Source organism: Stenotrophomonas sp. Ste86, assembly GCF_024519465.1.
Taxonomy (GTDB): Bacteria; Pseudomonadota; Gammaproteobacteria; order Xanthomonadales; family Xanthomonadaceae; genus Stenotrophomonas.
In genome coordinates, this window is record NZ_JALJRW010000007.1 from 83,465 (window position 1) to 104,745 (window position 21,281).

The window sequence follows — 21,281 nt, forward strand, 5'->3', positions numbered from 1 at the left end:
CGATCAGGTACGACCGTAGGTATCCTCGAACCGCACGATATCGTCCTCGCCCAGGTAGCTGCCGGACTGCACTTCAATCAGCTCCAGCGGCAACTTGCCCGGGTTCTTCAACCGGTGCGTCACACCCAGCGGAATATAGGTGCTCTGGTTTTCGGTGAGCAGCAGCACTTCCTCGCCGCGGGTCACTTCAGCGGTACCGCTGACCACGATCCAGTGCTCGGCACGATGGTGGTGCATCTGCAGGCTCAGCGTGGCGCCCGGTTTGACGGTGATGCGCTTGACCTGGAAACGCTCGCCATGGTCGATCGAGTCGTAGGCCCCCCACGGGCGATACACCTTGCGGTGCCAGGTCGCTTCGGGACGGGCGTCGGCCTTCAGGCGCGCCACCACCTGCTTGATCTCCTGCATGCGGTCGCTCCTGCCGACCATCACCGCGTCATCGGTTTCGACCACGATCACATCATCCAGCCCGACCAGCGCAATCAGGCGCTCGCCGTAGGCATAGGTGTTGCGGCAGTCGATGGCGATCACATCGCCATGATGGGCGTTGCCGTCGCTGTCCTGCGCCGATACATCGCGCAGCGCGGTCCACGAGCCGACATCGTTCCAACCGGCATCCAGCGGCACCACCACCGCATCGGCGGTCTTTTCCATCACCGCGTAGTCGATGGAATCAGACGGCACCGCCGTGAATGCCTCTTTGCCCAGCCGGGTAAAGTCTGCATCGCGCCGTGCCTGTTCCCAGGCGGTGCGGCTGGCCGACAGCATGGCCGGATTGAATTTCTCCAGCTCGGCCAGGTAACGCGATGCCTTGAACAGGAACATGCCGCTGTTCCAGAAATACTCGCCCGAACCGACGTATTGCCGGGCGGTCTCGGCGTCGGGCTTCTCGACGAAGCGATCCACCACGCGCACCTCGCCGCCCGAGGCGGCCTTGATGTAGCCATAGCCGGTTTCCGGCCCGGTCGGCACGATTCCGAAGGTGACCAGCTTGCCGTCGCGCGCGGCGGGCAGTGCACGCAGCACGGCGGCGCGGAAGGCCGCTTCATCGGCAATCACGTGGTCCGAGGGCAGCACCAGCAGCACCGCGTCCTCGCCGTCACGGGTGGCTTCCAGCGCCGCCACCGCGATCGCCGGGGCGGTGTTGCGGCCCACCGGCTCGAGCAGGATCGCCAGCGGCTGCACGCCCAGCTGCTGCAGCTGTTCGGCGGCCACGAAACGATGCTCTTCGTTGGCCACCACCAGCGGCGCGTGGCCGGCAATCGGTGCAACCCGCTGCCAGGTGGCCTGCAGCATCGTCAGGTCCCCGGCCAGGGCCAGGAACTGCTTGGGGTAGGCCTCGCGCGAGAGCGGCCACAGCCGGGTACCGGAGCCACCGGACAGGATGACGGGGAGCAGATCGTTCATCGGGGCGGTGCCTCAGGAGGCCGTGAGCAGCTGGGAGATTTCATCGGTGCGCTGCTGCAGCAGGGCGGCATCGCCACGCGTTTCGATGTTCAGGCGCAGCAGCGGTTCGGTGTTGGAGCTGCGCAGGTTGAAGCGCCACTGGCCGAAGTCGGCGCTGATGCCGTCGGTGTGGTCCAGTGCCGGCGACTGCGCGGCGTAATGGTCCATCACCCGGGCAACTGCGGCCTTGGCGTCGGCGACCTTGAAGTTGATCTCACCACTGCACGGGAACTTGGCCATGCGCGCTTCCACCAGATCGGCCAGCGAGCGGCCGGATTCGGAGACGAGCGCGGCAATCAGCAGCCACGGGATCATGCCCGAGTCGGCGTAGGCGAACTCGCGGAAATAATGGTGCGCGCTCATCTCACCGCCATACACGGCGTTTTCGCTGCGCATCTTTTCCTTGATGAAGGCGTGCCCGCTCTTGCACAGCACCGGCTGCCCGCCCGCGTCTTCGACCATCTCCACGGTGTTCCAAGTCAGGCGCGGGTCGTGCACGATCTTGCCGCCCGGCTGGCGTGCCAGGATCGCCTTGGCCAGCAGGCCGACCAGGTAATAGCCTTCAATGAAACGGCCGTTGTGGTCGAAGAAGAAGCAGCGGTCGAAGTCGCCGTCCCAGGCAATGCCGAAATCCGCACCGTGCTCGCGCACGGCCTGCGCGGTCAACGCACGGTTTTCCGGCAGCAGCGGATTGGGAATGCCGTTGGGGAAACTGCCATCGGGCTCGTGGCAGATGCGGATGAACTCGAACGGCAGGTGCGGGGCCAGCAGGTCGACGATCGGGCCGGCGCCGCCGTTGCCGGCATTGACCACCAGCTTGAGCGGCTTGAGGGCGGTGCGATCGACGTAGCTGAGCAGATGGTCGATGTAAGCACTCTTGTCCGGATGCGTCTGCAGGCTGCCCGTGGCATCGACCGGCGCGGCGGTATCGGCTTCGACGGCGTCGGAGATCGCCAGCAGGCCGGTGTCCGAACTGATGGGACGGGCCTGCTCCTTGACCAGCTTCATCCCGTTGTAGTCCATCGGGTTGTGGCTGGCGGTGACCATCACCCCGCCGGCCGCCTTGAGGTGGTCGACCTGGAAATAGACCTCCTCGGTCCCGCACAGGCCGATGTCCAGCACGTCGCGCCCGGCGCCGCGCAGGCCGGCGGCCAACGCGTCCTGCAGGGCCGGGCTGGTCAGGCGGATGTCATGGCCGACCACCACGGTGCCGGGGGCGAGCTGCGCGTCCAGCGCCACGCCGATGCGGCGGGCCAGGTCTTCGTTCAGTTCGTCCGGCACGCGGCCGCGGATGTCGTATGCCTTGAATGCGGGGAGCGTCATGTATTCCAGTCCTTCTGACAGTCAGTGGATTAGTGTAGCCGCAGCCATGTATGGGAATCGTTTTCATGCCGGGCCGTGGGTGGACGCTTCTCCAGGCGGGCCGGGAATGCCCTGCGTACTCGCTACAATGCCCGCTTACATCAACGAGGTGAGGGCGTAGATGAGCAAGTCCCCAGACAATGCCGGACGGCGTGGCAAGCAGTACGCCAGCGCCGCCGAAGCCCTGGACGGTGTGGTCGCCGATGGCCACACCCTGGCGGTCGGCGGGTTCGGCCTGTGCGGCATCCCCGAGGCGCTGATCGCCGCATTGCGCGACACGGGGGTCAAGGGCCTGACCGTGATCTCCAACAATGCCGGGGTGGATGGTTTCGGCCTGGGCCAGCTGCTGGAAACCCGGCAGATCCAGAAGATGATTTCGTCCTACGTGGGCGAGAACAAGGAATTCGAGCGTCAGTACCTGGCCGGTGAACTGCAGTTGGAGTTCAATCCGCAGGGCACCCTGGCCGAGCGCCTGCGCGCCGGCGGTGCGGGTATTCCGGCATTCTTCACCGCCACCGGCTACGGCACGGTGGTGGCCGAGGGCAAGGAAATCCGCGAATTCGACGGCAAGCACTACGTGATGGAAACCGCGCTGCGTGCCGACGTCGCGCTGGTCAAGGCATGGAAGGCCGACGCATCGGGCAACCTGGTATTCCGCAAGACCGCACGCAACTTCAACCCGGCCTGCGCGATGGCCGGCAAGCTGTGCATCGTCGAGGTGGAAGAGGTGGTGCCGGTCGGCAGCATCGACCCGGACCAAGTGCACCTGCCGGGCATCTACGTGCACCGCATCGTGCACAACGCGCATCCTGAAAAGCGAATCGAACAACGCACCGTGCGTGCGGAGGGCAACTGACATGGCGTGGACCCGCGATGAAATGGCCGCGCGCGCCGCGCGCGAACTGACCGACGGTGCTTACGTGAACCTGGGCATCGGCCTGCCGACGCTGGTGGCCAACCACATCCCCGATGGCGTGGATGTGTGGCTGCAGTCCGAGAACGGCCTGCTCGGCATCGGCCCGTTCCCGACCGAGGCCGAGGTCGATGCCGACCTGATCAATGCCGGCAAGCAGACCGTGACCGCACGCCCGGGCGCGAGCTACTTCGGCAGCCACGACAGCTTCGCGATGATCCGCGGCGGGCACATCAACCTGGCCATCCTCGGCGCGATGCAGGTCACCGACAAGGGCGACCTGGCCAACTGGATGGTGCCGGGCAAGATGGTCAAGGGCATGGGCGGGGCGATGGATCTGGTCGCCGGCGTGCAGCGCGTGGTGGTGCTGATGGAGCACACCGCCAAGAACGGCGAGCACAAGATCCTGCCCGAGTGCACGCTGCCGCTGACCGGCGTGGGCGTGGTCGACCGCATCATCACCGACCTGGCCGTGTTCGACGTCACCGACGCCGGGCTGGTGCTGGTGGAGGCTGCACCGGGCGTGGGCGTGGATGAGCTGAAGGAAAAGACCGGCGTGGCGTTCGCTGCCGCCTGAGGGGGATGGCGTCGCCCCGGCCAGCCGGGGCGGCACCTCACCCGCGCTTGGCGTAGGCGTACCGGCCTGCGTCCGATTCGCCCTTGCCAAGGCTGTCCAACGTAAAGCCGGCATGCATGCACACCGCACCCAGCAGGCGCTCGATCGCATGCGCCGCCGTGCCGTCGATCTGTGCTTGCTCGGGTTCGAACATGCTGCGGTACAGGTGCGCGTCCAACAGCGGGCGCAGTGCCGCCAGCCGTACCCAGAACATGCTGCCAGCGCTGAAGGGCGCGTCCAGGGGCGCCACTGACAGGCCAAGCCTGGCCTGCAATCGAGCCAGCGCCGGTGCGTTGGCACCGATGAAGTCGCGGACCGGCAGCAGGTGGCCTCGCGGTGCCAGCAGGCCCAGCGACGGGTCGTGGCCGAAGGCCTCCACGGCCTGTGCGGCGTGGCCATCGAGCAGCAGCTGCCGCAGCATTTCATCGCGCCACTGCGCGCCTTGCTGCATGTGCGTGGAGCGCTTGGTATGCAGTTTGAGCACCACGTCCTCGCCCTGCCCAACCAGCAGCTCGGCGACCTGGAGGAAGGGCAGGATGTCGCGGCCATGGTTGGGGTAGACCAGCACCTCCCCGCGCAGCTCGGCCTGCCGCAGCGCGGCGTCCACCGCGGTGCGATGCTCCGGTGCGGTGGTGATGACCAGGCGGCACGCCAACGTGCTCGTCTTGAGCTGATCGAGAAGTGTCGCCAATTCCGGCATGTGCCAGGCGTGAATCACCACGCACGGTCGCACCGCGGCCGTGCCGGCCGTCGGCGCCTGCAGCGCCTTCCGCGTCGCCTCCAGATACGCATGCCCCAGCCGTGCATCCGGCTCCAGCACTGCGCCTTCGGCCCACTCGTTCCAGGCGTTGATGAACACCAGGCGCTGGTTGGCCGGCGCGGCGGCCAGGCGCGTGTGCACGGTGGTCGACAGCCAATCGCCATACCCACGCGGCGAGGCGTGCAGGTAGACGCGGCCCTTGCCGGAGCGGCGCGCTTCGTTGTCCCAGCCTGGATTTACCCCGGGGTATAGCGTGTAGGACGGCAGCGGTCGTGCGGCGATCTCAGCTGCCAGTTCGCGCCAGTCGCGAACATCGCCGTGGAACTCGGGATTGATCAGGAACTGGTCGGCAGTCAACGCGCGCGGGTTGCTCATGTTCGGCGGGAACTCGACGGCGGCGTCGAAGCCGATGTCGCGCGGATCCGGACGCTCGAAGCCCTGCACGTAGGCCAGGTGGATCTCGCCGATGCCGTTGTCCAGGCACCACTGCCGCCAACGCTGGGCGGTGGCGCGTGCATCGGGCAGCAGGTGCGGGCGGTAGACCAGCAGCATCGGCTTGCCGTCCACCTTCAAGGCGCGGCGATCGCGCAGGTAGTCGGCGACATGGGCGATGAAGGCCAGGTCGTCCTCGGCACTGTGCTGCTGGCCGATCAGGATGTCTTCGTCGCGGCCGTCCCAGCGCCGTGCCCAGTTTTCATTGGCCCAGCACAGGCAGAACGGAAGATCGATGCTGTCGTCGGCCAGCCACTGGCGCAGCGGCGCCTCCATCAGCGTGGTGCCGCTGAACCAGTAGTAATAGAAGCAGAACGCGCCGACGCCGTATTCGCGGGCCAGCTGCGCCTGGTCGCGCATCACCTGCGGGTTGCGCAGGTCGTAGAAGCCCAGGTCGGCGGGCAGGCGCGGCTGGATGTGCCCCTCGAACTGGGGCAGGGCGCGGGTCACGTTACGCCACTCGGTGAAGCCCTTGCCCCACCACGCATCGTTCTCGGTGAAGGGGTGGAACTGGGGCAGGTAGAACGCCACCAGCGTGGCGGGCAGCGGCGCGGGAAGGGTATCGACGCGATGGGACACGTAGCCGATCGCGGCTTCATCGGCGCGCAGCACGGGGCGATGCACCTGCCCGGCGGCGGCATCGATGCGGCCGCGTGGCGGTGGCGGCACCCAGTCGCCATGGTCGCGCAGGAAGCGGGCGCGAAGCCGATCACGCTGCCCATCGGACAGCGGCAGGGCCCGGAATCCGGCGCGCAGCGCGACGAAGACCGCCTGACGCAGCCTGGCCTTGAGCGTGGTCACGCGCAACGGGCCTGGGCCCAAGGGAAAACGACAGCAGGCATGCAGGCTCCAACACTACAACGGGTGGGCCATTCTCGGGCTTTGCCCGCGCACCGGCAAATGCGGGCGTGCTAGCGTTCGCCGATGGATCTCCACCTTCCCGACGCCCAGGTCCACTGGCACCGCCACTGGCTCCCCGCCACCGACGCCGACGCCCTGCAGCGCACCCTGCGCGAGGACGTGCCGTGGGAGATCCACCGCATCCGCATGTTCGGGCGCCAGGTCGATTCGCCGCGGCTGAGCTGCTGGATGGGCGACCCGGCCGCGCGCTATCGCTATTCGGGCACCGACTTCGTGCCAGCGCCGTGGCATCCGGCGTTGCTGCCGCTGCGCGAGCGGCTGGCAGCGTTCTGCGGCACGGCTTTCAACAGCGTGCTGCTCAACCGCTACCGCGATGGCGACGATGGCATGGGCTGGCACAGTGACAACGAGCCCGAACTCGGGCCGACGCCCCTGATCGCCTCACTGAGCCTGGGCGCCGAGCGTCGTTTCCTGCTGCGGCGGCGCGAGGACCATGCGCGCAAGGCCGAGGTGACGCTGGGGCACGGCGACCTGCTGCTGATGGGCGGGCAGACCCAACGCCATTACCAGCATGCCCTGCCGAAAAGCGCGCGGCCGCTGGCCGAGCGCCTCAACCTCACCTTCCGCTGGATTGACGCAGCCGGGTCGGCATGACCTGCGCCTGCTGGTAGTCGGCCTGGCCGGTCACCAGCGTCCAGCCGACCAGCTCGGTGGTCAGGGTCTGCAGGCTCTGTTCGAACGCGCGCGCGACATCGGCGGTGGCGGTGCTCGGCACCGGCTGCTCCTGGCGGAACGTGCGGTCGGCCACCACCCTCTGGTCGACCACATGGATCAGTTTGGCGTTGACCTCGATCAGCGCGGCCGGCGTGGCCTGGCCGCGGTAATCGGCCTCGAAACGACGTACGTCCAGGGCCAGCTTGTAGTCGGCGCGGATGCCGGTGGTGGCCCGGGCGACGCCGGCGATGCGGCCGGAATCCTCGAAACCGCGCACCAGCGCGTCATCGAGCATGTCGGTGGCCGGCTGCGCCCAGCTCACGCCCTTGTACACCTCCAGCTCGGACGGCGAGGGGCGGACGTTGATGCGCGGGCTGTCGACCACGCGCGCGGCACTGGGCTTGACCACGATCAGCTGCCAGTCGACCTTCGGCCAGCCGGGATCGGCCTGGATGCGCACGATCGGCGAATAGATGGTCACCGCGCTGCGTTCATTGCTGCCCAGCAGCGAGCAGCCACCCAGGGCGGCGATCAGGGCGACCGGCAGGAGGAATCGGGGAAGGGTCGGGCGGCTCATTTGGGTTCGAACTCCTTGGGCGCGTCACGGCCCAGCAGATAGCGTGCCGGGTTGTTGTCGAGGCGGTCGCTGACCCGGCGCAGGTCGCGGATCAGCCCGCGCAGCTCGGTCAGGGTCGGGCCCAGCTGGGCCAGGCCGTCATTGGCGAAGCTGTTGATCGCCGCGCGGTTCTCGCCGAGGATCGAATCGGCGTTGCCAGCGGCAGAATCCAGCTTGGACAGGGTGGTTTCCAGCTTGTCCAGGATCGGCGGCAGCTGCTGCACCAGGTTCTTGTCCAGGCGCTGGATGGTGCCGTTGGTGCTTTTCAGGGTGACATCCAGGCTGCGCGCGGCATCGCGCGCGCTGAGCAGCAGCGCCTGGGTGCCCTGGTCGCGGTCGGCCAGGCCGCCGCTGATGGTCTCAAGGTTGGCCAACGTGGCGTTGATGCTGGCCACGTTGCGGTCGCTGAGCACCTGGTCCATGCGCTCGACGATGCGGTTGGCCACGTCGGTGATGTTCTGCAGCGCCGACGGGGTGGTCGGGATGATCGGGGCCGGGTCCTTGTTCACCGCGGTCAGCGCGGCGGACTGGGGCGTGCCGCCGCTGAGCTGGATGATCGACGGCCCGGTCAGGCTGGTGATGGCCAGCTTGGCGCGGGTGTCGGTCTTGACCGGGGTATTGGAGTTCAGGCGGATCCGCGCGACCACCTGGCGCGGATCGTCCGGCACCAGGTTCAGTTCGGTGATCGAGCCGACCGCGATGCCGTTGTACTGCACCGGGCTGCCGACCGACAGGCCGGTGACCGCCTCGCGGAACACCACCCGGTACTCGGTCCAGGTGCGGTCGGAGGAGTACTTGGCGGCCCACAGGCCGAAGGCCAGCAGCGCCAGTCCCACCACCAGGGTGAACGCGCCGATCAGAACGTAATTGGCTTTGGTTTCCATGGCTTACTCGCTCTCGTGCTTTGCATCGCGCGCAGCGCGCGCGCGTGGTCCGTGGAAATATTCCTGGATCCACGGGTGGTCCAGTTGTTCGATCTCGTGCAACGGGGCATTGGCGATCACCTTCTGGTCGGCCAGCACCGCCACCCGGTCACAGATCGCATACAGCGTGTCCAGATCGTGTGTGATCAGCAGCACGGTCAGCCCCAGCGCTTCCTGCAGGGTCTTGATCAGCCGGTCGAAGGCGGCCGCGCCAATCGGGTCAAGGCCGGCGGTGGGCTCGTCCAGGAACAGCAGCGGCGGGTCCAGCGCCAGCGCACGGGCCAGGCCGGCGCGCTTGCGCATGCCGCCGGACAGCTGCGAGGGCAGCTTGTTGATCGCATCGGCGGGCAGCCCGGCCAGTTTCACCTTGAGCAGGGCCAGCTCGTAATGCCAGCGCTCGGGCAGTTCGCGGTGGTGTTCCTTCAGCGGCACCTGCACGTTCTCGCCTACGGTCAGCGAGGAGAACAGCGCGCCATCCTGGAACAGCACGCCGGTGTTGCGTTCGATATGCAGGCGGTTGTCCGGATTGTCCGAGCGCGCATCCACGCCCAGCACCTCGATCTGGCCCGCATCGGGAACGCGCAGGCCCAGGATGCTGCGCATCAGCACCGACTTGCCGGTACCCGAGCCACCGACCACGCCGAGAATTTCGCCGCGGCGCACGTCCAGGTCGAGGTTGTCATGCACGGTCTGCGCGCCGAAGCGGTTGGTCAGCCCGCGCACGCGGATGGCCAGACCCGCGTCGTCGCCGGTGGTGTCGTCGGTCGTGGCCAGGGCGGCGGTATCGGTGGCCATCGCTTACCAGCCCATCTTCATGAACCACAACGCGGCGAACGCGTCGAGGATGATCACCAGCGAAATGGCCTGCACCACGCTGGAGGTGGTGCGCTCACCGACCGACTGCGCGGTGCCTTCGACCTTCAGGCCTTCCAGGCAGCCGATCAGGCCGATCACCAGTGCGAACACCGGCGCCTTGGACAGCCCCACCAACATGTTGCGCACTTCCATGGTCTCGTGCATCCGCGCGATGTACATCTGCGGCGGGATGCCCAGGTCGAACGCACCCACGGTGATGCCACCGGCCAGGCCGGCCACCATCGCAATGAAGGTCAGCAGCGGCAGGGTGATCAACAGCGCAACCAGGCGCGGCAACACCAGCAGGTCGATCGGGTCCAGGCCGAGGGTGCGCATCGCGTCGATTTCCTCGCGCGCCTTCATCGCACCGATCTGCGCGGTGAAGGCGCTGGCGGTGCGCCCGGCCAGCACGATGGCGGTCAGCAGCACGGCGAACTCGCGCAGGAAGGCGATGTTGACCAGCTCAACTACATAAATTTCCGCGCCGAAGTCGCGCAGGATGGTCGAGCCGAGGAAGGCGATCACCGCACCGACCAGATACGACAGCAGCGCCACCAGCGGCACCGCGTCCAGCCCGACCTGTTCCATCTGCGCCACCGTGGCGGTGAGACGGAAACGGCGCGGTTCCTTGATCAGGCGCGCGCCCTTGACCAGGTTCTCGCCGAGGAAACTGGCCAGCGCCACGATGTTGTGGCCCATCCCATGCACGCTGACGCCCAACCGCTCGAGCGCGGCCAGTACGCCGAAATCGCGTTTGGCGCGCGGACGGTCATCGGCGACTTCTTCGATGGTGGAGACCAGTGCGCGGTGTTCGTCGCGGAAGCTGACCGCATGCTCGCCAAGGTCGGCGCGACGGGCCACCCGCAGCAATTGCAATACCCCGGCGGAGTCGAGCACGGTGATGCCACTGGCATCGATGCCGGTCAGCCCGTCGGGAATGCCGCGCAGCACTTCGGCCGCGTCCAGCGCGGTGTGCAGGGTCCAGTGGCCGGAGAGCCGGACAAGTCCGGGATCCTGCGCGTCCTGTTCGAGATGGGGGGCTTGGCTTGGCGTCATGGGGCGTCCTGCGCGCAGCATACCTTGTCCGTGTCCACACCAAGTGTGTGCGCTGCGACATGATTGTTCAGCCGGGGCGGCCTTCGGGTAATACTACGAAGCATGTCTGCCGATACCGCCCCCCTTCCCACCCCCCAGGCCACCTATGCGCAGCGCGTTGCGTTCGTGTGCGAGATGGCCGGGCGCCTGCACAGTTACGGCACCACCGCGCAGCGGCTGGAGGCAGCGGTGGTCGCGCTGGCGCAGCGGCTGGACCTGGACTGCGAGCCGTGGTCGAACCCGACCGGGCTGATCCTGAGTTTCAGCGATCCGACCAAGGCGATCGGCTCGTCGGATATCACCCGCGTGATCCGCCTGGCGCCGGGTGAAAACGACCTGCATAAACTCAGCATCGCCGACCAGATCACCGATGCGGTGGCCAACGGCACCATGAGCATTGCCCAGGGCCATACGGCGTTGCGGCCGCTGGACAAGGATCCGGGCCGGCGCGGCAAGATCCGCATGATCCTGTCCTACAGCCTGGGCGCGGCTGGCGTGGCCGGGCTGTGGAAACTGCCGTGGCTGGATATCGCCACGGCCGGGATGATCGGGCTGCTGATCGGGGTCATGACGCTGTATACCGATCGTCGCCCGGCCAGCCGCGAGGCCAGCGAGGCGCTGGCGGCACTGGTGGCCGGTACGGTGGCGGCGCTGGTGGCCTCGTTCCTGGGGCCACTGAATCTCAATACGGTCATCATCGCCTCGCTGGTGGTGATGCTGCCGGGGATGTCGCTGACCAATGCGGTCAATGAGCTGGCGAGCCAGCACTGGGTGTCGGGAACGGCGCGGTTTGCCGGGGCGATCACCACGATCCTGAAACTGACGGTGGGCGCGGTGATCGCGGTGACGCTGTCGGGGATCATCGGGCTGGAGCCGCACGTGCGGGCGTCGCGGCCGCAGGCCGACTGGGTGGAATGGAGCGCGTTGCTGGTGGCCGCGTTCGCCTTCGCGATGCTGTTCAAGGCCAACCGCCGTGATTATCCGTGGGTGATGGCGGCCTCGGTGGCCGGGTATGCGATTTCCAAATTCGCCGGTCAGGCGTGGGGGCTGCCGGCGGGCATTTTCATGTCGGCGATGTTGATGACTGCTGCGGGCAATCTGTTCGGTCGTCTGGCACAGCGCCCGGGCGCAATCATCCGCCTGCCGGGCATCATCATGCTGGTGCCCGGCAGCACCAGTCTGCGCGGGGTGCTCACGCTCGTGCAGCAGCAGGACATGAGTGCCGGGCAGACGGTGTTGATGACCGTGCTCAACGTGGTGATGGCGCTGGTGGCCGGGTTGCTGTTTGGCAATCTGTTGATTCCGGCGCGGAAGAATCTCTGAGGGGTAGTGGCGTTTGGCGTTTCTTGCAGAAGCGTCAAAGCGCAGTGCCGCTTGTCCCTTGGCTGGGCGGGGATGTGCAGGTTCGCGGGACGCGCCGTAAACCCATCCATGGGCGCTCGTGTACGGCATCCCTGCCGCACACGGTCCCGCAAACCCACACATCCCCGCCCTCCACAGTGGGTCGGGGGCCATGGAAAAGACAGGGGCGAAAAAGCGCTTGGTGGCCGCTTTTCGTTGCGCACCAGCACACTGTCAAAGTGTGGGTGCGGGTGGGTTGGCGGGACCCTCAAGCCGCATGGATGCGGCTTGGGAGCCTACACGGACGTATTTACGGCGTGTCCCGCCAACCCACCCGTACCCGCCCAAGCCGGCAGGGGAAAGCACGCGCCAGTCGTTGATCCTGCAATGCTCTGGCAACTGTCGTTCGCGCAGCCCAAAAAAAACGCCGGCATCGCAGCCGGCGTTTTCCGTTTCAGTTTCCGATGAAACCGGAAACCATTACTTCTTGATCAGGAACTCTTCGACCTTCTTGCCCTTGGTGGTCAGCGCGGCCAGCCAGCGCGGCTGCTTGCCACGGCCGGTCCAGGTTTCCTTCGGGTTGGCCGGGTTGCGGTATTTCGGTGCCACCTTGCCCAGCTTGCGCACGGCCTTCTTGGCCGGGGCCTTGGTCGCCTTGGCGGCGCGGCCGCGGGCCGGGGCGGCGCCACCGAACACTTCCTCGATCGAATAACCGTGCGCCTTGGCCAGCTTGGTCAGCTGGGTACGCACCTTGGTCACCGCCGGGCGCTTGGCCACGATGGTCTGTTGTTTCTTGGCGTTCTTGATCAGGGCGCCCAGCTCTTTGGCGGACAGGCCACTCAGGTCAATGCTCATCAACTGCTCCGGAATCTAATTAAGGACGGGGTCGGCCAGTCCTTGGCTTGCGCGACAGCATACATATCCGGCGGGATGCTGCACAGAGTTAACCGGCATATTCAATCGTCCGGGCAAAAAGAAAAGCCGGGATATTCCCCCGGCTCTCTTTGTGCTGCTGTTTTCGATCAACCCGTCAGGCGCGCGAGCAGGGCATCGCGGTCCAGGCTCTCGGCCTCGCTTGCGCTGCGCGACCCGTACTCGTAGGTGCCGGCAGCCAGGCCGCGTTCGGATACCACCACCCGGTGCGGCACGCCGATCAGTTCCATGTCCGCAAACATCTGCCCCGGACGCAGGCCGCGGTCGTCCAGCGCCGCATCCAGCCCGGCGGCCTGCAACTGCGCCAGCAGCTCGGCTGCGGCGGTGGCCACCGCTTCGTCCTGCTTGGGGTTGATGATGCACACCACCACCTGCCACGGTGCCATCGCCGCCGGCCAGATGATGCCGGCCTCGTCGTGGTTCTGCTCGATCGCGGCCGCGACGATGCGCGAGATGCCGATGCCGTAGCAGCCCATCGCCATCACCGCCGCCTTGCCGTTCTCATCCAGCACGGTGGCCTTGAGCGCCTGTGCATACTGACGGCCGAGCTGGAACACGTGGCCCACTTCGATGCCGCGTGCGATTTTCAGCTCACCGCCGTCGGCGGCGCGGTCGCCTTCCTTCGCATTGCGGATATCGGCCACTTCCGGCTCGGGCAGGTCGCGGCCCCAGTTGACGCCGGCGATGTGGAAGCCGGTCTCGTTGGCGCCGATCACGAAGTCGGCCAGCGCCGCGACATCGCGGTCGGCGACGATGCGGATCGGCTGGGCCGGGTTGAGCGGGCCCAGGAAGCCCGGCTCGCTGCCCAGGTGCGCCGCGATCTCCGCCTCGCCCGCCATGCGGTAGCCCTGCAGACCGGCGACCTTGCCCAGCTTGATTTCGTTGACCTCATGGTCGCCGCGCACCAGCGCCAGCACGAAACCGCCTTCGCTCATGATCGCGATCGATTTCACGGTGCGCTCCAGGCCCAGCCCAAGCAGCGCCGCAACAGCTTCGCAGGTCTTCTGGGTGGGCGTTTCAACCTTGCGCTGTGCTTCGCTGGCCGCCGGACGCGCGCCGGGGGCGGCGGCGATCGCCGCTTCCATGTTGGCTGCGTATTCCGAGCCGGTGGAGAACACCAGCGCGTCTTCGCCGGAATCGGCGATCACGTGGAATTCCTGCGAGGCATCGCCACCGATCGCGCCCGAGTCGGCCTGCACCATGCGGAAGTCCAGGCCCAGGCGGGTGAAGATGCGGCTGTAGGCCGCCTTCATGTTCTCGTACTCGCGCACCAGGCAGTCATCGTGCAGGTGGAAGGAGTAGGCGTCCTTCATCAGGAACTCGCGCGAACGCATCACCCCGAAGCGCGGTCGGATTTCATCGCGGAACTTGGTCTGGATCTGGAAGAAATTGACCGGCAGCTGCTTGTAGCTGGACAGCTCCTGGCGCGCGAAATCGGCCGCAGCCTCTTCGGCGGTGGGGCTGTAGCAGAACACCTGCTCCTTGCGGTCCTTGATCTTCAGCAGCTGCGGACCGAACTTCTCCCAACGCCCGGTGGCTTCCCACAGTTCCTTGGGCTGGATGGTCGGGATCTGGAATTCGATCGCGCCGGCCCGTTCCATTTCCTCGCGCACGATGCGCTCGACCTTGCGCAGCACGCGCAGGCCCAGCGGCGACCAGGTGTACAGCCCCGAGGCCAGCTTGCGGATCATGCCCGCGCGCAGCATCAAGCGGTGGCTGGTGAGCTCCGCGTCGCTGGGGGTTTCCTTGGTGGTGTGCAGGTGGAACTGGGAGAGGCGCATCGTCGGCTTCGCTGAACGGCAGAAGTCGATATTCTGCCAGCCCAGCCGCTCCCCTGCCCATCACGGCTGCGGCGTAGGCCGCAGGGGCCCGCCGAGCCGGGGTTGGCGTGACTCAGCCGGCCGGCTTGCAGTACGCCTTGATGGCCGCGTCCGCCAGGTTCTTCTGCGCGCCGCGCTGTTCGTCGGTGAGGGCGGTGTCGGCCTTGCCGTCGCCGTTGGTGTCCTGCATGACCGCGCCCTTGCCGTTGAGCAGGGTCAGGTTGCTGCGCGCGGTAATGCACTCGCTGGATTCGGCCGGCGCCGCCGCCGCCGGGGCCGCGCGGGCGACCGGATCACGGCCCTCGACCTGGCGCGATTCGTACTTCTGCCCGGTCGGGGCCTTCTCCGAATACTGGGTGACGCCGTTGGCATCCTTCCACTTGTAGACGGTCCCGGCACTGGCCGAGGCACTGGCGAGCAGCAGCAGGCAGCACACAGAGGGCAGGGCACGCATGGCAACTCCGGCATCAAGGTCAGGGCGCCGATTGCAGCATCCTGGCCCGGCGCTGGCAAGCCGGCGGCGACAGGCGGGAGGCCGGGCGGTGGCAGCGGTCGCCGGGGCGGCCGGCGGCCGGGCCGCCCCAAAGCCCGCCACACCCACTAAACTGGCCGGTATGGATCAGATGAAACCCCCGCCGCGCTCGCGCAGTATTTACCTGCTGCCCAACCTGTTCACCACCGCCGGCCTGTTTGCCGGCTTCTACGCGATCATCGCGGCGGCCAACGGCGACTTCGTCAATGCCGCCATCGCCGTGTTCGTGGCGGCGGTCATGGACGGCCTGGACGGCCGCGTCGCCCGCCTGACCGGCACCAGCAGTGAATTCGGCGTGCAGTACGACTCGCTGGCCGACCTGGTCAGTTTCGGCATGGCCCCGGCGCTGGTGATGTACCACTGGTCGCTGTCGTGGCTGAAATTCGACGACCCGGTGCTGGGCCGGGTCGGCTGGGCAGTGGCGTTCCTGTATGCGGCCTGCGCCGCGCTGCGCCTGGCCCGCTTCAACACCCAGGTCAGCGTGGTCGACAAGCGCTGGTTCATCGGACTGGCCAGCCCGGCGGCCGCCGGGTTGATGATGTCCTTCGTCTGGGCGTTCGCCGATGGCAACCTGGGCTGGGACGGCAACCAGCTGCGCTATGTCGCGCTGGGGGTGACCCTGGTGGCCGCCCTGCTGATGGTCAGCCGGATCCGCTTCTGGAGCTTCAAGGGCAGCGGCGAGAAGGGGCCGCGCTCGGACCGCGTGCCGTTCCTGGCGCTGGCCCTGGTGCCGATCGCCATCGCCATCATGGTCATCGACCTGCCGCGCGTGCTGTTCGCGGTGGGCATTGTCTACGCCTTGTCCGGGCCGGGTTACTGGCTGTGGCAGCGCGCCCGCAAGACGGCCGAGCCGCGCGCGTGAGCGATATCGGCCTGCCGCCACTGTGGTCCCCGGCGCAGCAGTCGTGGCTGCAGGCGATGGGCTACACGGTGTTTGTCGACGGGCAGATCGAAGACGTGCCCGCGGCACCGGTTGAATTGAGCGTGGTCGCCGCTGCCCCGGTCCCGCCAGCGGCACGTGTCGCCGCGCCGGCCCCGGATGCCGCGCAGGCACCGGCCGAGGTGGCGCCGCCGCCGCGGCGCAGCGCCCCGACCCGGGTCGACGCGCCCGCACCGGTGGCCGGCCCGGTACGCGAGCGCGCGCCAGCCGGACGCCGTCCGGCAGTGCGCATGCCCGACCGGCTGCAGATCGCGCTGCTGAGGGCATCCGGCTGCAATCCGTCCGAACCGGAAACGCAGGTGTTGATGGCCGGCTGGAACCTGGAGGAACTGCGCGGCAATGCCGCTGCCAAGCGCGCGCTGTGGCCGCACTTGCGGGCCCTGCGCAAGCGGGGCCGTGCGTGAGCGCGGTCAGCTCACCCCGTCCGCTGTCCCTGCGCGCGCTGCGCGAGGCGGACATCGATGCGGTGATGCCGATCGAGCTGCGCGGCTATCCCTTCCCGTGGACCCGCGGCATCTTCGTGGACTGCCTGCGCGCCGGCTACCCGGCGCTGGCACTGGAAGACGACGGCGTGCTGGTCGGCTATGGCGTACTGAGCATCGCCGCCGACGAGGCGCACGTGCTCAACGTCTGTGTCGACACGCAGAATCAGTCGCGCGGCCTGGGGCGCTATCTGTTCCGCGCGCTGGTCAAGCTGGCCCGCGACCAGGGCGCGCAGCGCGTGTTCCTCGAAGTGCGACCCTCCAATACGCCGGCGGTGGCGCTGTACCACAGCGAAGGCTTCAACGAAATCGGCCGCCGCCCGCGCTATTACCCGGCCCGCGAAGGACGCGAGGACGCGCTGGTGATGGCGATGGAACTGGTGGACGACGATATCCAGACGATGCCGCCGCTGTAACGGTACGGACATCGGAGGCCGACACGAACCCGGTAGAGCCGAGCCATGCTCGGCTGCTCCCCCGTGACCCACTCGGTCCGCCGTGATCCACTCGACCGGTTTGCCGCAGCTGCGCTGCGGCAGCCGAGCATGGCTCGGCTCTACCATCATTGCCTTCCCTGGCCACCTCTGCGTCTGGCGCTGGGCCGTGGGTGCATCGTGTGCGTCAAGCGAGCCGCAACACCGCCGCACCCAGCACGATCAAGCCCGCCGCGATCCAGCGCTGCCGGGTGACCCGCTCATGCAGGATGAACGCCGAGATCAGGATGCCGAACAGGATCGAGGTTTCGCGCAGGGCGGAAATCATCGCCACCGGGGCGACCGTCATCGCCCATAGCGCCAGCGCGTAGGAGGTGAGAGTGCCGACGCCGCCGACCACTCCGTACTGCCAGTTGGCACGCGCATACGTGCGCAGCGCCGCGGCACGCGTGCACAGCGCCCAGATCGGCAACGGGAGGCCCGACAACAGGAACAGCCACAGCGTGTAGCTCAGCGCCGCACCGGAGTGACGCGCGCCCCAGGCATCCACCAGGGTGTAGGTGGCAATGACGCCGGCGTTGAGCAGTGGCAGCCACAGGTGCTGGCGTGAGATGCCACGCGTCATGCACAGGATGCCGGCGCAGATAAGCGCGATGCCGGCCCAGGCGATCCATGCCAGACGCTCGTCGATAAACAACGTGCCCACCACCGCGACCAGGATCGGCGCGCAGCCTCGCATCAGCGGGTAGGACGCGCTCATGTCGGTCAGCCGGTAAGTGCGGGCGACCAGTACGTAGTAGATGACCTGCAACGCGGTGGACGCGGCAAGCCACGGCCAACTCTGCGCTGCGGGGGCGGGCAGGAACGGCAGGCCGATCGCAGCGAGGATCGCCGCCGAGCCGGTGACCAGGATCGTGGTCAGCAGCGTGTCGGCGCCGCGTTTGACGATGGCGTTCCAGCTGGCATGCAGCAGCGCGGCGAACAGCACGATGCAGAAGATGGAGAGCGACATCGTGTCGGCAGGCAATCATTGCGTGGACGAACCCGCATGATGCCGCAGATGCGCGGTGGCGCCCAACATCGCCGCGGTAGAGCCACCCCACGGGTGACTGCACGTAACCCGGGTAGAGCCACCCCATGGGTGGCTGCACGTAACCCGGGTAGAGCCACCCCACGGGTGGCTGCACGTAACCCGGGTAGAGCCACCCCACGGGTGGCTGCACGTAACCCGGGTAGAGCCACCCCACGGGTGGCTGCACGTAACCCGCCACGGAGAGCAGCCACCCATGGGGTGGCTCTACCTCCAACCCACGCCGTGTTCCGGTATCCGGGTGGCTTCCCGGCGATTACAGCTTCGCGCGCTGTCCGCGCAGGCCGTCCAGCTGGGCGGTCCATTCGACCAGGCGCACACGCTCCTGTTCGACCACGGCCGCCGGTACCTTGTCGGTGAACTTGGCCAGCTTGGTCTCGCTCTTTTCCTTCTCCGACTCCACCCGGGCGATTTCCTTGTCCAGGCGTGCGCGTTCGGCGCCCAGGTCGACCAAGCCCTCCAGTGGCACCAGCAAGGTCAGATCGCCCACGATCGCGGCTGCGGCCGGCGGGGTGTCACTGCCGTTGGCCAGCCACTCGATGCGCTCCAGCTTGAGCAGGAAGGACAGCGAGGAGGTGAAGCGGGTCATGCGCGCGCGGTCGTCGTCGTTGCCCCCCTGCAGCAGCAGGCTGACCTGCTTGGACGGCGGCACGTTCAATTCGCTGCGCACGCGGCGCAGCGCGTTGACCATCGACTTCACCCATTCCACGTCGGCCTCGGCGCGGGCGAAATCCCCGGCGAACTCCTCGGCGGTCGGGTACGGACGCAGCGAGAGGGTGTCCTCGGTGATGCCCAGGCGCGGAGCGACCTGGCGCCACAGCTGCTCGGTGACGAACGGGGTCAGCGGGTGCAGCAGGCGCAGCAGCGCTTCGAGCACGTACAGCAGGGTGTGGCGGGTGCTGTTGGCATCGTCGGCATCGGCACCGTTGAGCGCCGGCTTGGTCAGTTCCAGGAACCAGTCGCAGAACTCGTTCCAGGCGAACTCGTACAGGCACTGCGCGAGCAGGTCGAAGCGGTAGTTGGCGTAGTGCGTCTGCGCCTCGGTCGACACCGCCGCCAGCCGCGACAGGATCCAGCGCTCGGCATCGGTGCGCGGCTGCGGCACGCCGGTGAAGCTGCTGCCCTCGGTGTTCATCAGGGTGAAGCGGCTGGCGTTCCACAGCTTGTTGCAGAAGTTCTTGTAGCCCTCGGCGCGGCTCATGTCGAACTTGATGTCGCGGCCGTGGGTGGCCAGGGCGGCGATGGTGAAGCGCAGCGCATCGGCACCGTGGGCGATGATGCCCTCGGGGAATTCGCGGCGGGTGGCCTTCTCGATCTTCGGCGCGTCCTTGGGCTTCATCAGCCCGGTGGTGCGCTTGGCGATCAGGTCCTCGAGCGAGATGCCGTCGATGATGTCCAACGGATCGAGCACGTTGCCCTTGGACTTGGACATCTTCTGACCCTGCGCATCGCGGATCAGGCCGGTCATGTAGATGTCCTTGAACGGAATCTTCCCGGTGAAGCTGTCGGTGGCCATGATCATGCGGGCCACCCAGAAGAAGATGATGTCAAAGCCGGTGACCAGCACCGCCGAGGGCAGGTAGCGCTCGAAACCGCGCGCGTCCATCGCCTGCTCGTTCGGCCAGCCCAGGGTGGAGAACGGCCACAGCTGCGAGGAGAACCAGGTCTCCAGCACGTCGCTGTCCTGGTGCAGGGCGACATCGGCGGCAAGGTTGTTCTTCGCGCGTGCCTCGGCTTCGTCGCGGCCGACATAGCAGTTGCCCGCCTCGTCGAACCACGCCGGGATGCGATGGCCCCACCACAGCTGGCGGCTGATGCACCAGTCCTGGATGTTCTCCATCCAGTGGCGGTAGGTGTTGATCCAGTTGGCCGGCACGAACTGGATCGACCCGTTCTCCACCAGCTCCAGGCCGCGCTTGGCCAGCACGTCCATCTTCACGAACCACTGGTCGGTCAGGTACGGCTCGATCACCTGCTGGGTACGATCGCCCCGCGGCACCTGCAGCTTGTGCGCCTTGGTTTCGACCAGGATGCCGAGGTCTTCGAGCTCGGCCAGAATCACCTTGCGCGCTTCGTAACGGTCCAGCCCGCGATATTTTTCCGGGGCGTTGTCGTTGATCGCCGCCGTCGGGGTGAACAGGTTGATCATCGGCAGGTTGTGGCGCACGCCGACCTGGTAATCGTTGAAGTCGTGCGCCGGGGTGACCTTGACCACGCCGGTGCCGAACGCACGGTCGACATAGTCATCGGCGATCACCGGAATCTCGCGGTCGGTCAGCGGCAGCTTCACCATCTTGCCGATCAGGTGCGCATAGCGTTCGTCTTCGGGGTGCACCATGACCGCGGTGTCGCCCAGCATGGTTTCCGGACGCGTGGTGGCCACGGTCAGGGTGCCGCTGCCATCGGCCAGCGGGTAGCTGATCGACCACAGGAAACCGTCTTCTTCCACGCTTTCCACTTCCAGGTCGGAAATGGCCGTCTTCAGCACCGGGTCCCAGTTGACCAGGCGCTGCCCACGGTAGATCAGGCCCTGCTCGTGCCAGCGCACGAAGGCTTCGATCACTGCCTCGGACGGCTGCGGGTCCATGGTGAAGGTGCTGCGCGACCAGTCGCTGGAGGTGCCCAGGCGGCGCATCTGGCGCTCGATGGTGTCACCGGACTGCGCCTTCCATTCCCACACCTTCTCGATGAAACCCTCGCGGCCCAGCGAATCGCGGGTCTCGCCCTGGCCGGCCAGCGCCAGGTTGCGGCTGACCACCATCTCGGTGGCAATGCCGGCGTGGTCGGTTCCCACCTGCCACAACGTGTCGTAGCCGCGCATGCGGTGATAGCGCACCAGCGCGTCCATCAGGGTCTGCTGGAAGGCATGGCCCATGTGCAGCGTGCCGGTCACGTTCGGCGGCGGCAGCAGGATGGTGTACGGCTCGCCCTTGCCGGACGGCTTGAAATGGCCGGCCTTCTCCCACGAGTCGTACAACTCGGTTTCAAAGGATTTGGGGTCGTAGCTGGGGGCGAGTTGGGTCATGCGGGAACCAGGATCGAAGACGAAAGGTGGG

18 protein-coding genes and 1 pseudogene are annotated in these 21,281 nt (G+C 67.2%); 7 read left to right on the top strand and 12 right to left on the bottom strand.

The features are described from left to right. Nucleotides 1–3: 3 nt before the first annotated feature. Together NR101_RS09035 and NR101_RS09040 are read right to left on the bottom strand one after the other, a co-directional pair. Nucleotides 4–1,407, bottom strand: coding sequence for a mannose-1-phosphate guanylyltransferase/mannose-6-phosphate isomerase (locus NR101_RS09035; RefSeq protein ID WP_256775336.1), 1,404 nt, complete (start codon nt 1,405–1,407; stop codon nt 4–6). A gap of 12 nt (nt 1,408–1,419) precedes the next feature. Then, on the bottom strand, nt 1,420–2,769 hold the full coding sequence (locus NR101_RS09040) for a phosphomannomutase (protein WP_256775337.1): 1,350 nt from the start codon (nt 2,767–2,769) through the stop codon (nt 1,420–1,422). 160 nt (nt 2,770–2,929) lie between these two features. Here NR101_RS09040 and NR101_RS09045 point away from each other — a divergent pair, with 160 nt between their 5' ends. Together NR101_RS09045 and NR101_RS09050 are read left to right on the top strand one after the other, a co-directional pair. Next, complete coding sequence (locus NR101_RS09045) at nt 2,930–3,664, top strand: CoA transferase subunit A (RefSeq protein ID WP_256775338.1); 735 nt, start codon at nt 2,930–2,932, stop codon at nt 3,662–3,664. Between the two features lies 1 nt (nt 3,665). Further along, complete coding sequence (locus NR101_RS09050; protein WP_256775339.1) at nt 3,666–4,298, top strand: CoA transferase subunit B; 633 nt, start codon at nt 3,666–3,668, stop codon at nt 4,296–4,298. 37 nt (nt 4,299–4,335) lie between these two features. On the opposite strand, the gene NR101_RS09055 is transcribed toward NR101_RS09050, so the two are convergent. Next, entirely contained in the window at nt 4,336–6,396 is a 2,061-nt protein-coding gene (locus NR101_RS09055) for a glycoside hydrolase family 99-like domain-containing protein (protein ID WP_256775402.1), read from the bottom strand. Nucleotides 6,397–6,513: 117 nt separating this feature from the next. Between NR101_RS09055 and NR101_RS09060 the strand changes: the two genes are divergently transcribed. Then, nucleotides 6,514–7,104 carry an alpha-ketoglutarate-dependent dioxygenase AlkB gene (locus tag NR101_RS09060; protein ID WP_256775340.1) on the top strand — a complete coding sequence of 197 codons (591 nt, stop codon included), beginning with the start codon at nt 6,514–6,516 and terminating at the stop codon, nt 7,102–7,104. Here NR101_RS09060 and NR101_RS09065 read toward each other — a convergent pair. Genes NR101_RS09065 through NR101_RS09080 form a run of 4 tightly spaced genes read right to left on the bottom strand, consistent with a single transcriptional unit; the run spans nt 7,067 to nt 10,614 of the window. Next, entirely contained in the window at nt 7,067–7,741 is a 675-nt protein-coding gene (locus tag NR101_RS09065; protein WP_256775341.1) for an ABC-type transport auxiliary lipoprotein family protein, read from the bottom strand. The two genes, NR101_RS09060 and NR101_RS09065, sit on opposite strands and share 38 nt — an antisense overlap. Continuing rightward, nucleotides 7,738–8,664: an MlaD family protein gene (locus NR101_RS09070; protein WP_121042588.1), complete on the bottom strand. Its 927-nt coding sequence runs from the start codon at nt 8,662–8,664 to the stop codon at nt 7,738–7,740. The genes NR101_RS09065 and NR101_RS09070 overlap by 4 nt, the downstream gene beginning before the upstream one ends. Before the next feature lie 3 nt (nt 8,665–8,667). After that, nucleotides 8,668–9,498 carry an ABC transporter ATP-binding protein gene (locus NR101_RS09075; RefSeq protein ID WP_256775342.1) on the bottom strand — a complete coding sequence of 277 codons (831 nt, stop codon included), beginning with the start codon at nt 9,496–9,498 and terminating at the stop codon, nt 8,668–8,670. A gap of 3 nt (nt 9,499–9,501) precedes the next feature. Beyond that, a complete protein-coding gene (locus NR101_RS09080) occupies nt 9,502–10,614 on the bottom strand; it encodes an MlaE family lipid ABC transporter permease subunit (protein ID WP_256775343.1) in 1,113 nt (370 codons plus the stop codon). Nucleotides 10,615–10,716: 102 nt separating this feature from the next. Here NR101_RS09080 and NR101_RS09085 point away from each other — a divergent pair, with 102 nt between their 5' ends. Then, entirely contained in the window at nt 10,717–11,976 is a 1,260-nt protein-coding gene (locus NR101_RS09085; protein ID WP_256775344.1) for a threonine/serine exporter, read from the top strand. 501 nt (nt 11,977–12,477) lie between these two features. Here NR101_RS09085 and NR101_RS09090 read toward each other — a convergent pair. The 3 genes and pseudogenes from NR101_RS09090 to NR101_RS09100 all read right to left on the bottom strand — a co-directional run. Further along, nucleotides 12,478–12,849 (bottom strand): annotated as a pseudogene (locus tag NR101_RS09090) (H-NS histone family protein); the annotation flags it as partial. 167 nt (nt 12,850–13,016) lie between these two features. Next, the gene (locus NR101_RS09095; RefSeq protein WP_256775345.1) at nt 13,017–14,708 is read right to left on the bottom strand and encodes a proline--tRNA ligase; all 1,692 of its coding nucleotides are present in this window, start codon (nt 14,706–14,708) and stop codon (nt 13,017–13,019) included. A 112-nt stretch (nt 14,709–14,820) separates the two neighbouring features. Further along, complete coding sequence (locus tag NR101_RS09100; RefSeq protein WP_256775346.1) at nt 14,821–15,201, bottom strand: DUF4124 domain-containing protein; 381 nt, start codon at nt 15,199–15,201, stop codon at nt 14,821–14,823. A gap of 160 nt (nt 15,202–15,361) precedes the next feature. Between NR101_RS09100 and pssA the strand changes: the two genes are divergently transcribed. The 3 genes from pssA to rimI are packed head-to-tail and all read left to right on the top strand — an operon-like array spanning nt 15,362 to nt 17,117. Continuing rightward, complete coding sequence (pssA, locus tag NR101_RS09105; protein WP_256775347.1) at nt 15,362–16,141, top strand: CDP-diacylglycerol--serine O-phosphatidyltransferase; 780 nt, start codon at nt 15,362–15,364, stop codon at nt 16,139–16,141. Further along, complete coding sequence (locus NR101_RS09110) at nt 16,138–16,623, top strand: hypothetical protein (protein ID WP_256775348.1); 486 nt, start codon at nt 16,138–16,140, stop codon at nt 16,621–16,623. Before pssA ends, NR101_RS09110 begins: the two co-directional genes overlap by 4 nt. Further along, nucleotides 16,620–17,117 (top strand): ribosomal protein S18-alanine N-acetyltransferase, encoded by a 498-nt coding sequence (rimI, locus tag NR101_RS09115; protein WP_256775349.1) that lies wholly within the window; start codon nt 16,620–16,622, stop codon nt 17,115–17,117. The genes NR101_RS09110 and rimI overlap by 4 nt, the downstream gene beginning before the upstream one ends. Nucleotides 17,118–17,322: 205 nt before the next feature. Here rimI and NR101_RS09120 read toward each other — a convergent pair whose 3' ends face one another. Then, nucleotides 17,323–18,147 (bottom strand): DMT family transporter, encoded by an 825-nt coding sequence (locus NR101_RS09120; RefSeq protein ID WP_256775350.1) that lies wholly within the window; start codon nt 18,145–18,147, stop codon nt 17,323–17,325. Nucleotides 18,148–18,481: 334 nt separating this feature from the next. Next, on the bottom strand, nt 18,482–21,250 hold the full coding sequence (locus NR101_RS09125) for a valine--tRNA ligase (protein ID WP_256775351.1): 2,769 nt from the start codon (nt 21,248–21,250) through the stop codon (nt 18,482–18,484). Between the last annotated feature and the right edge of the window lie 31 nt (nt 21,251–21,281).

What these genes read in the sequence shown, in the direction of transcription:
- NR101_RS09035 (WP_256775336.1), bottom strand. Translation starts at nt 1,407, where the DNA reads ATGAACGATCTGCTCCCCGTCATCCTGTCCGGTGGCTCCGGTACCCGG.
- NR101_RS09040 (WP_256775337.1), bottom strand. Translation starts at nt 2,769, where the DNA reads ATGACGCTCCCCGCATTCAAGGCATACGACATCCGCGGCCGCGTGCCG.
- NR101_RS09045 (WP_256775338.1), top strand. Translation starts at nt 2,930, where the DNA reads ATGAGCAAGTCCCCAGACAATGCCGGACGGCGTGGCAAGCAGTACGCC.
- NR101_RS09050 (WP_256775339.1), top strand. Translation starts at nt 3,666, where the DNA reads ATGGCGTGGACCCGCGATGAAATGGCCGCGCGCGCCGCGCGCGAACTG.
- NR101_RS09060 (WP_256775340.1), top strand. Translation starts at nt 6,514, where the DNA reads ATGGATCTCCACCTTCCCGACGCCCAGGTCCACTGGCACCGCCACTGG.
- NR101_RS09065 (WP_256775341.1), bottom strand. Translation starts at nt 7,741, where the DNA reads ATGAGCCGCCCGACCCTTCCCCGATTCCTCCTGCCGGTCGCCCTGATC.
- NR101_RS09070 (WP_121042588.1), bottom strand. Translation starts at nt 8,664, where the DNA reads ATGGAAACCAAAGCCAATTACGTTCTGATCGGCGCGTTCACCCTGGTG.
- NR101_RS09075 (WP_256775342.1), bottom strand. Translation starts at nt 9,498, where the DNA reads ATGGCCACCGATACCGCCGCCCTGGCCACGACCGACGACACCACCGGC.
- NR101_RS09080 (WP_256775343.1), bottom strand. Translation starts at nt 10,614, where the DNA reads ATGACGCCAAGCCAAGCCCCCCATCTCGAACAGGACGCGCAGGATCCC.
- NR101_RS09085 (WP_256775344.1), top strand. Translation starts at nt 10,717, where the DNA reads ATGTCTGCCGATACCGCCCCCCTTCCCACCCCCCAGGCCACCTATGCG.
- NR101_RS09095 (WP_256775345.1), bottom strand. Translation starts at nt 14,708, where the DNA reads ATGCGCCTCTCCCAGTTCCACCTGCACACCACCAAGGAAACCCCCAGC.
- NR101_RS09100 (WP_256775346.1), bottom strand. Translation starts at nt 15,201, where the DNA reads ATGCGTGCCCTGCCCTCTGTGTGCTGCCTGCTGCTGCTCGCCAGTGCC.
- pssA (WP_256775347.1), top strand. Translation starts at nt 15,362, where the DNA reads ATGGATCAGATGAAACCCCCGCCGCGCTCGCGCAGTATTTACCTGCTG.
- NR101_RS09120 (WP_256775350.1), bottom strand. Translation starts at nt 18,147, where the DNA reads ATGTCGCTCTCCATCTTCTGCATCGTGCTGTTCGCCGCGCTGCTGCAT.
- NR101_RS09125 (WP_256775351.1), bottom strand. Translation starts at nt 21,250, where the DNA reads ATGACCCAACTCGCCCCCAGCTACGACCCCAAATCCTTTGAAACCGAG.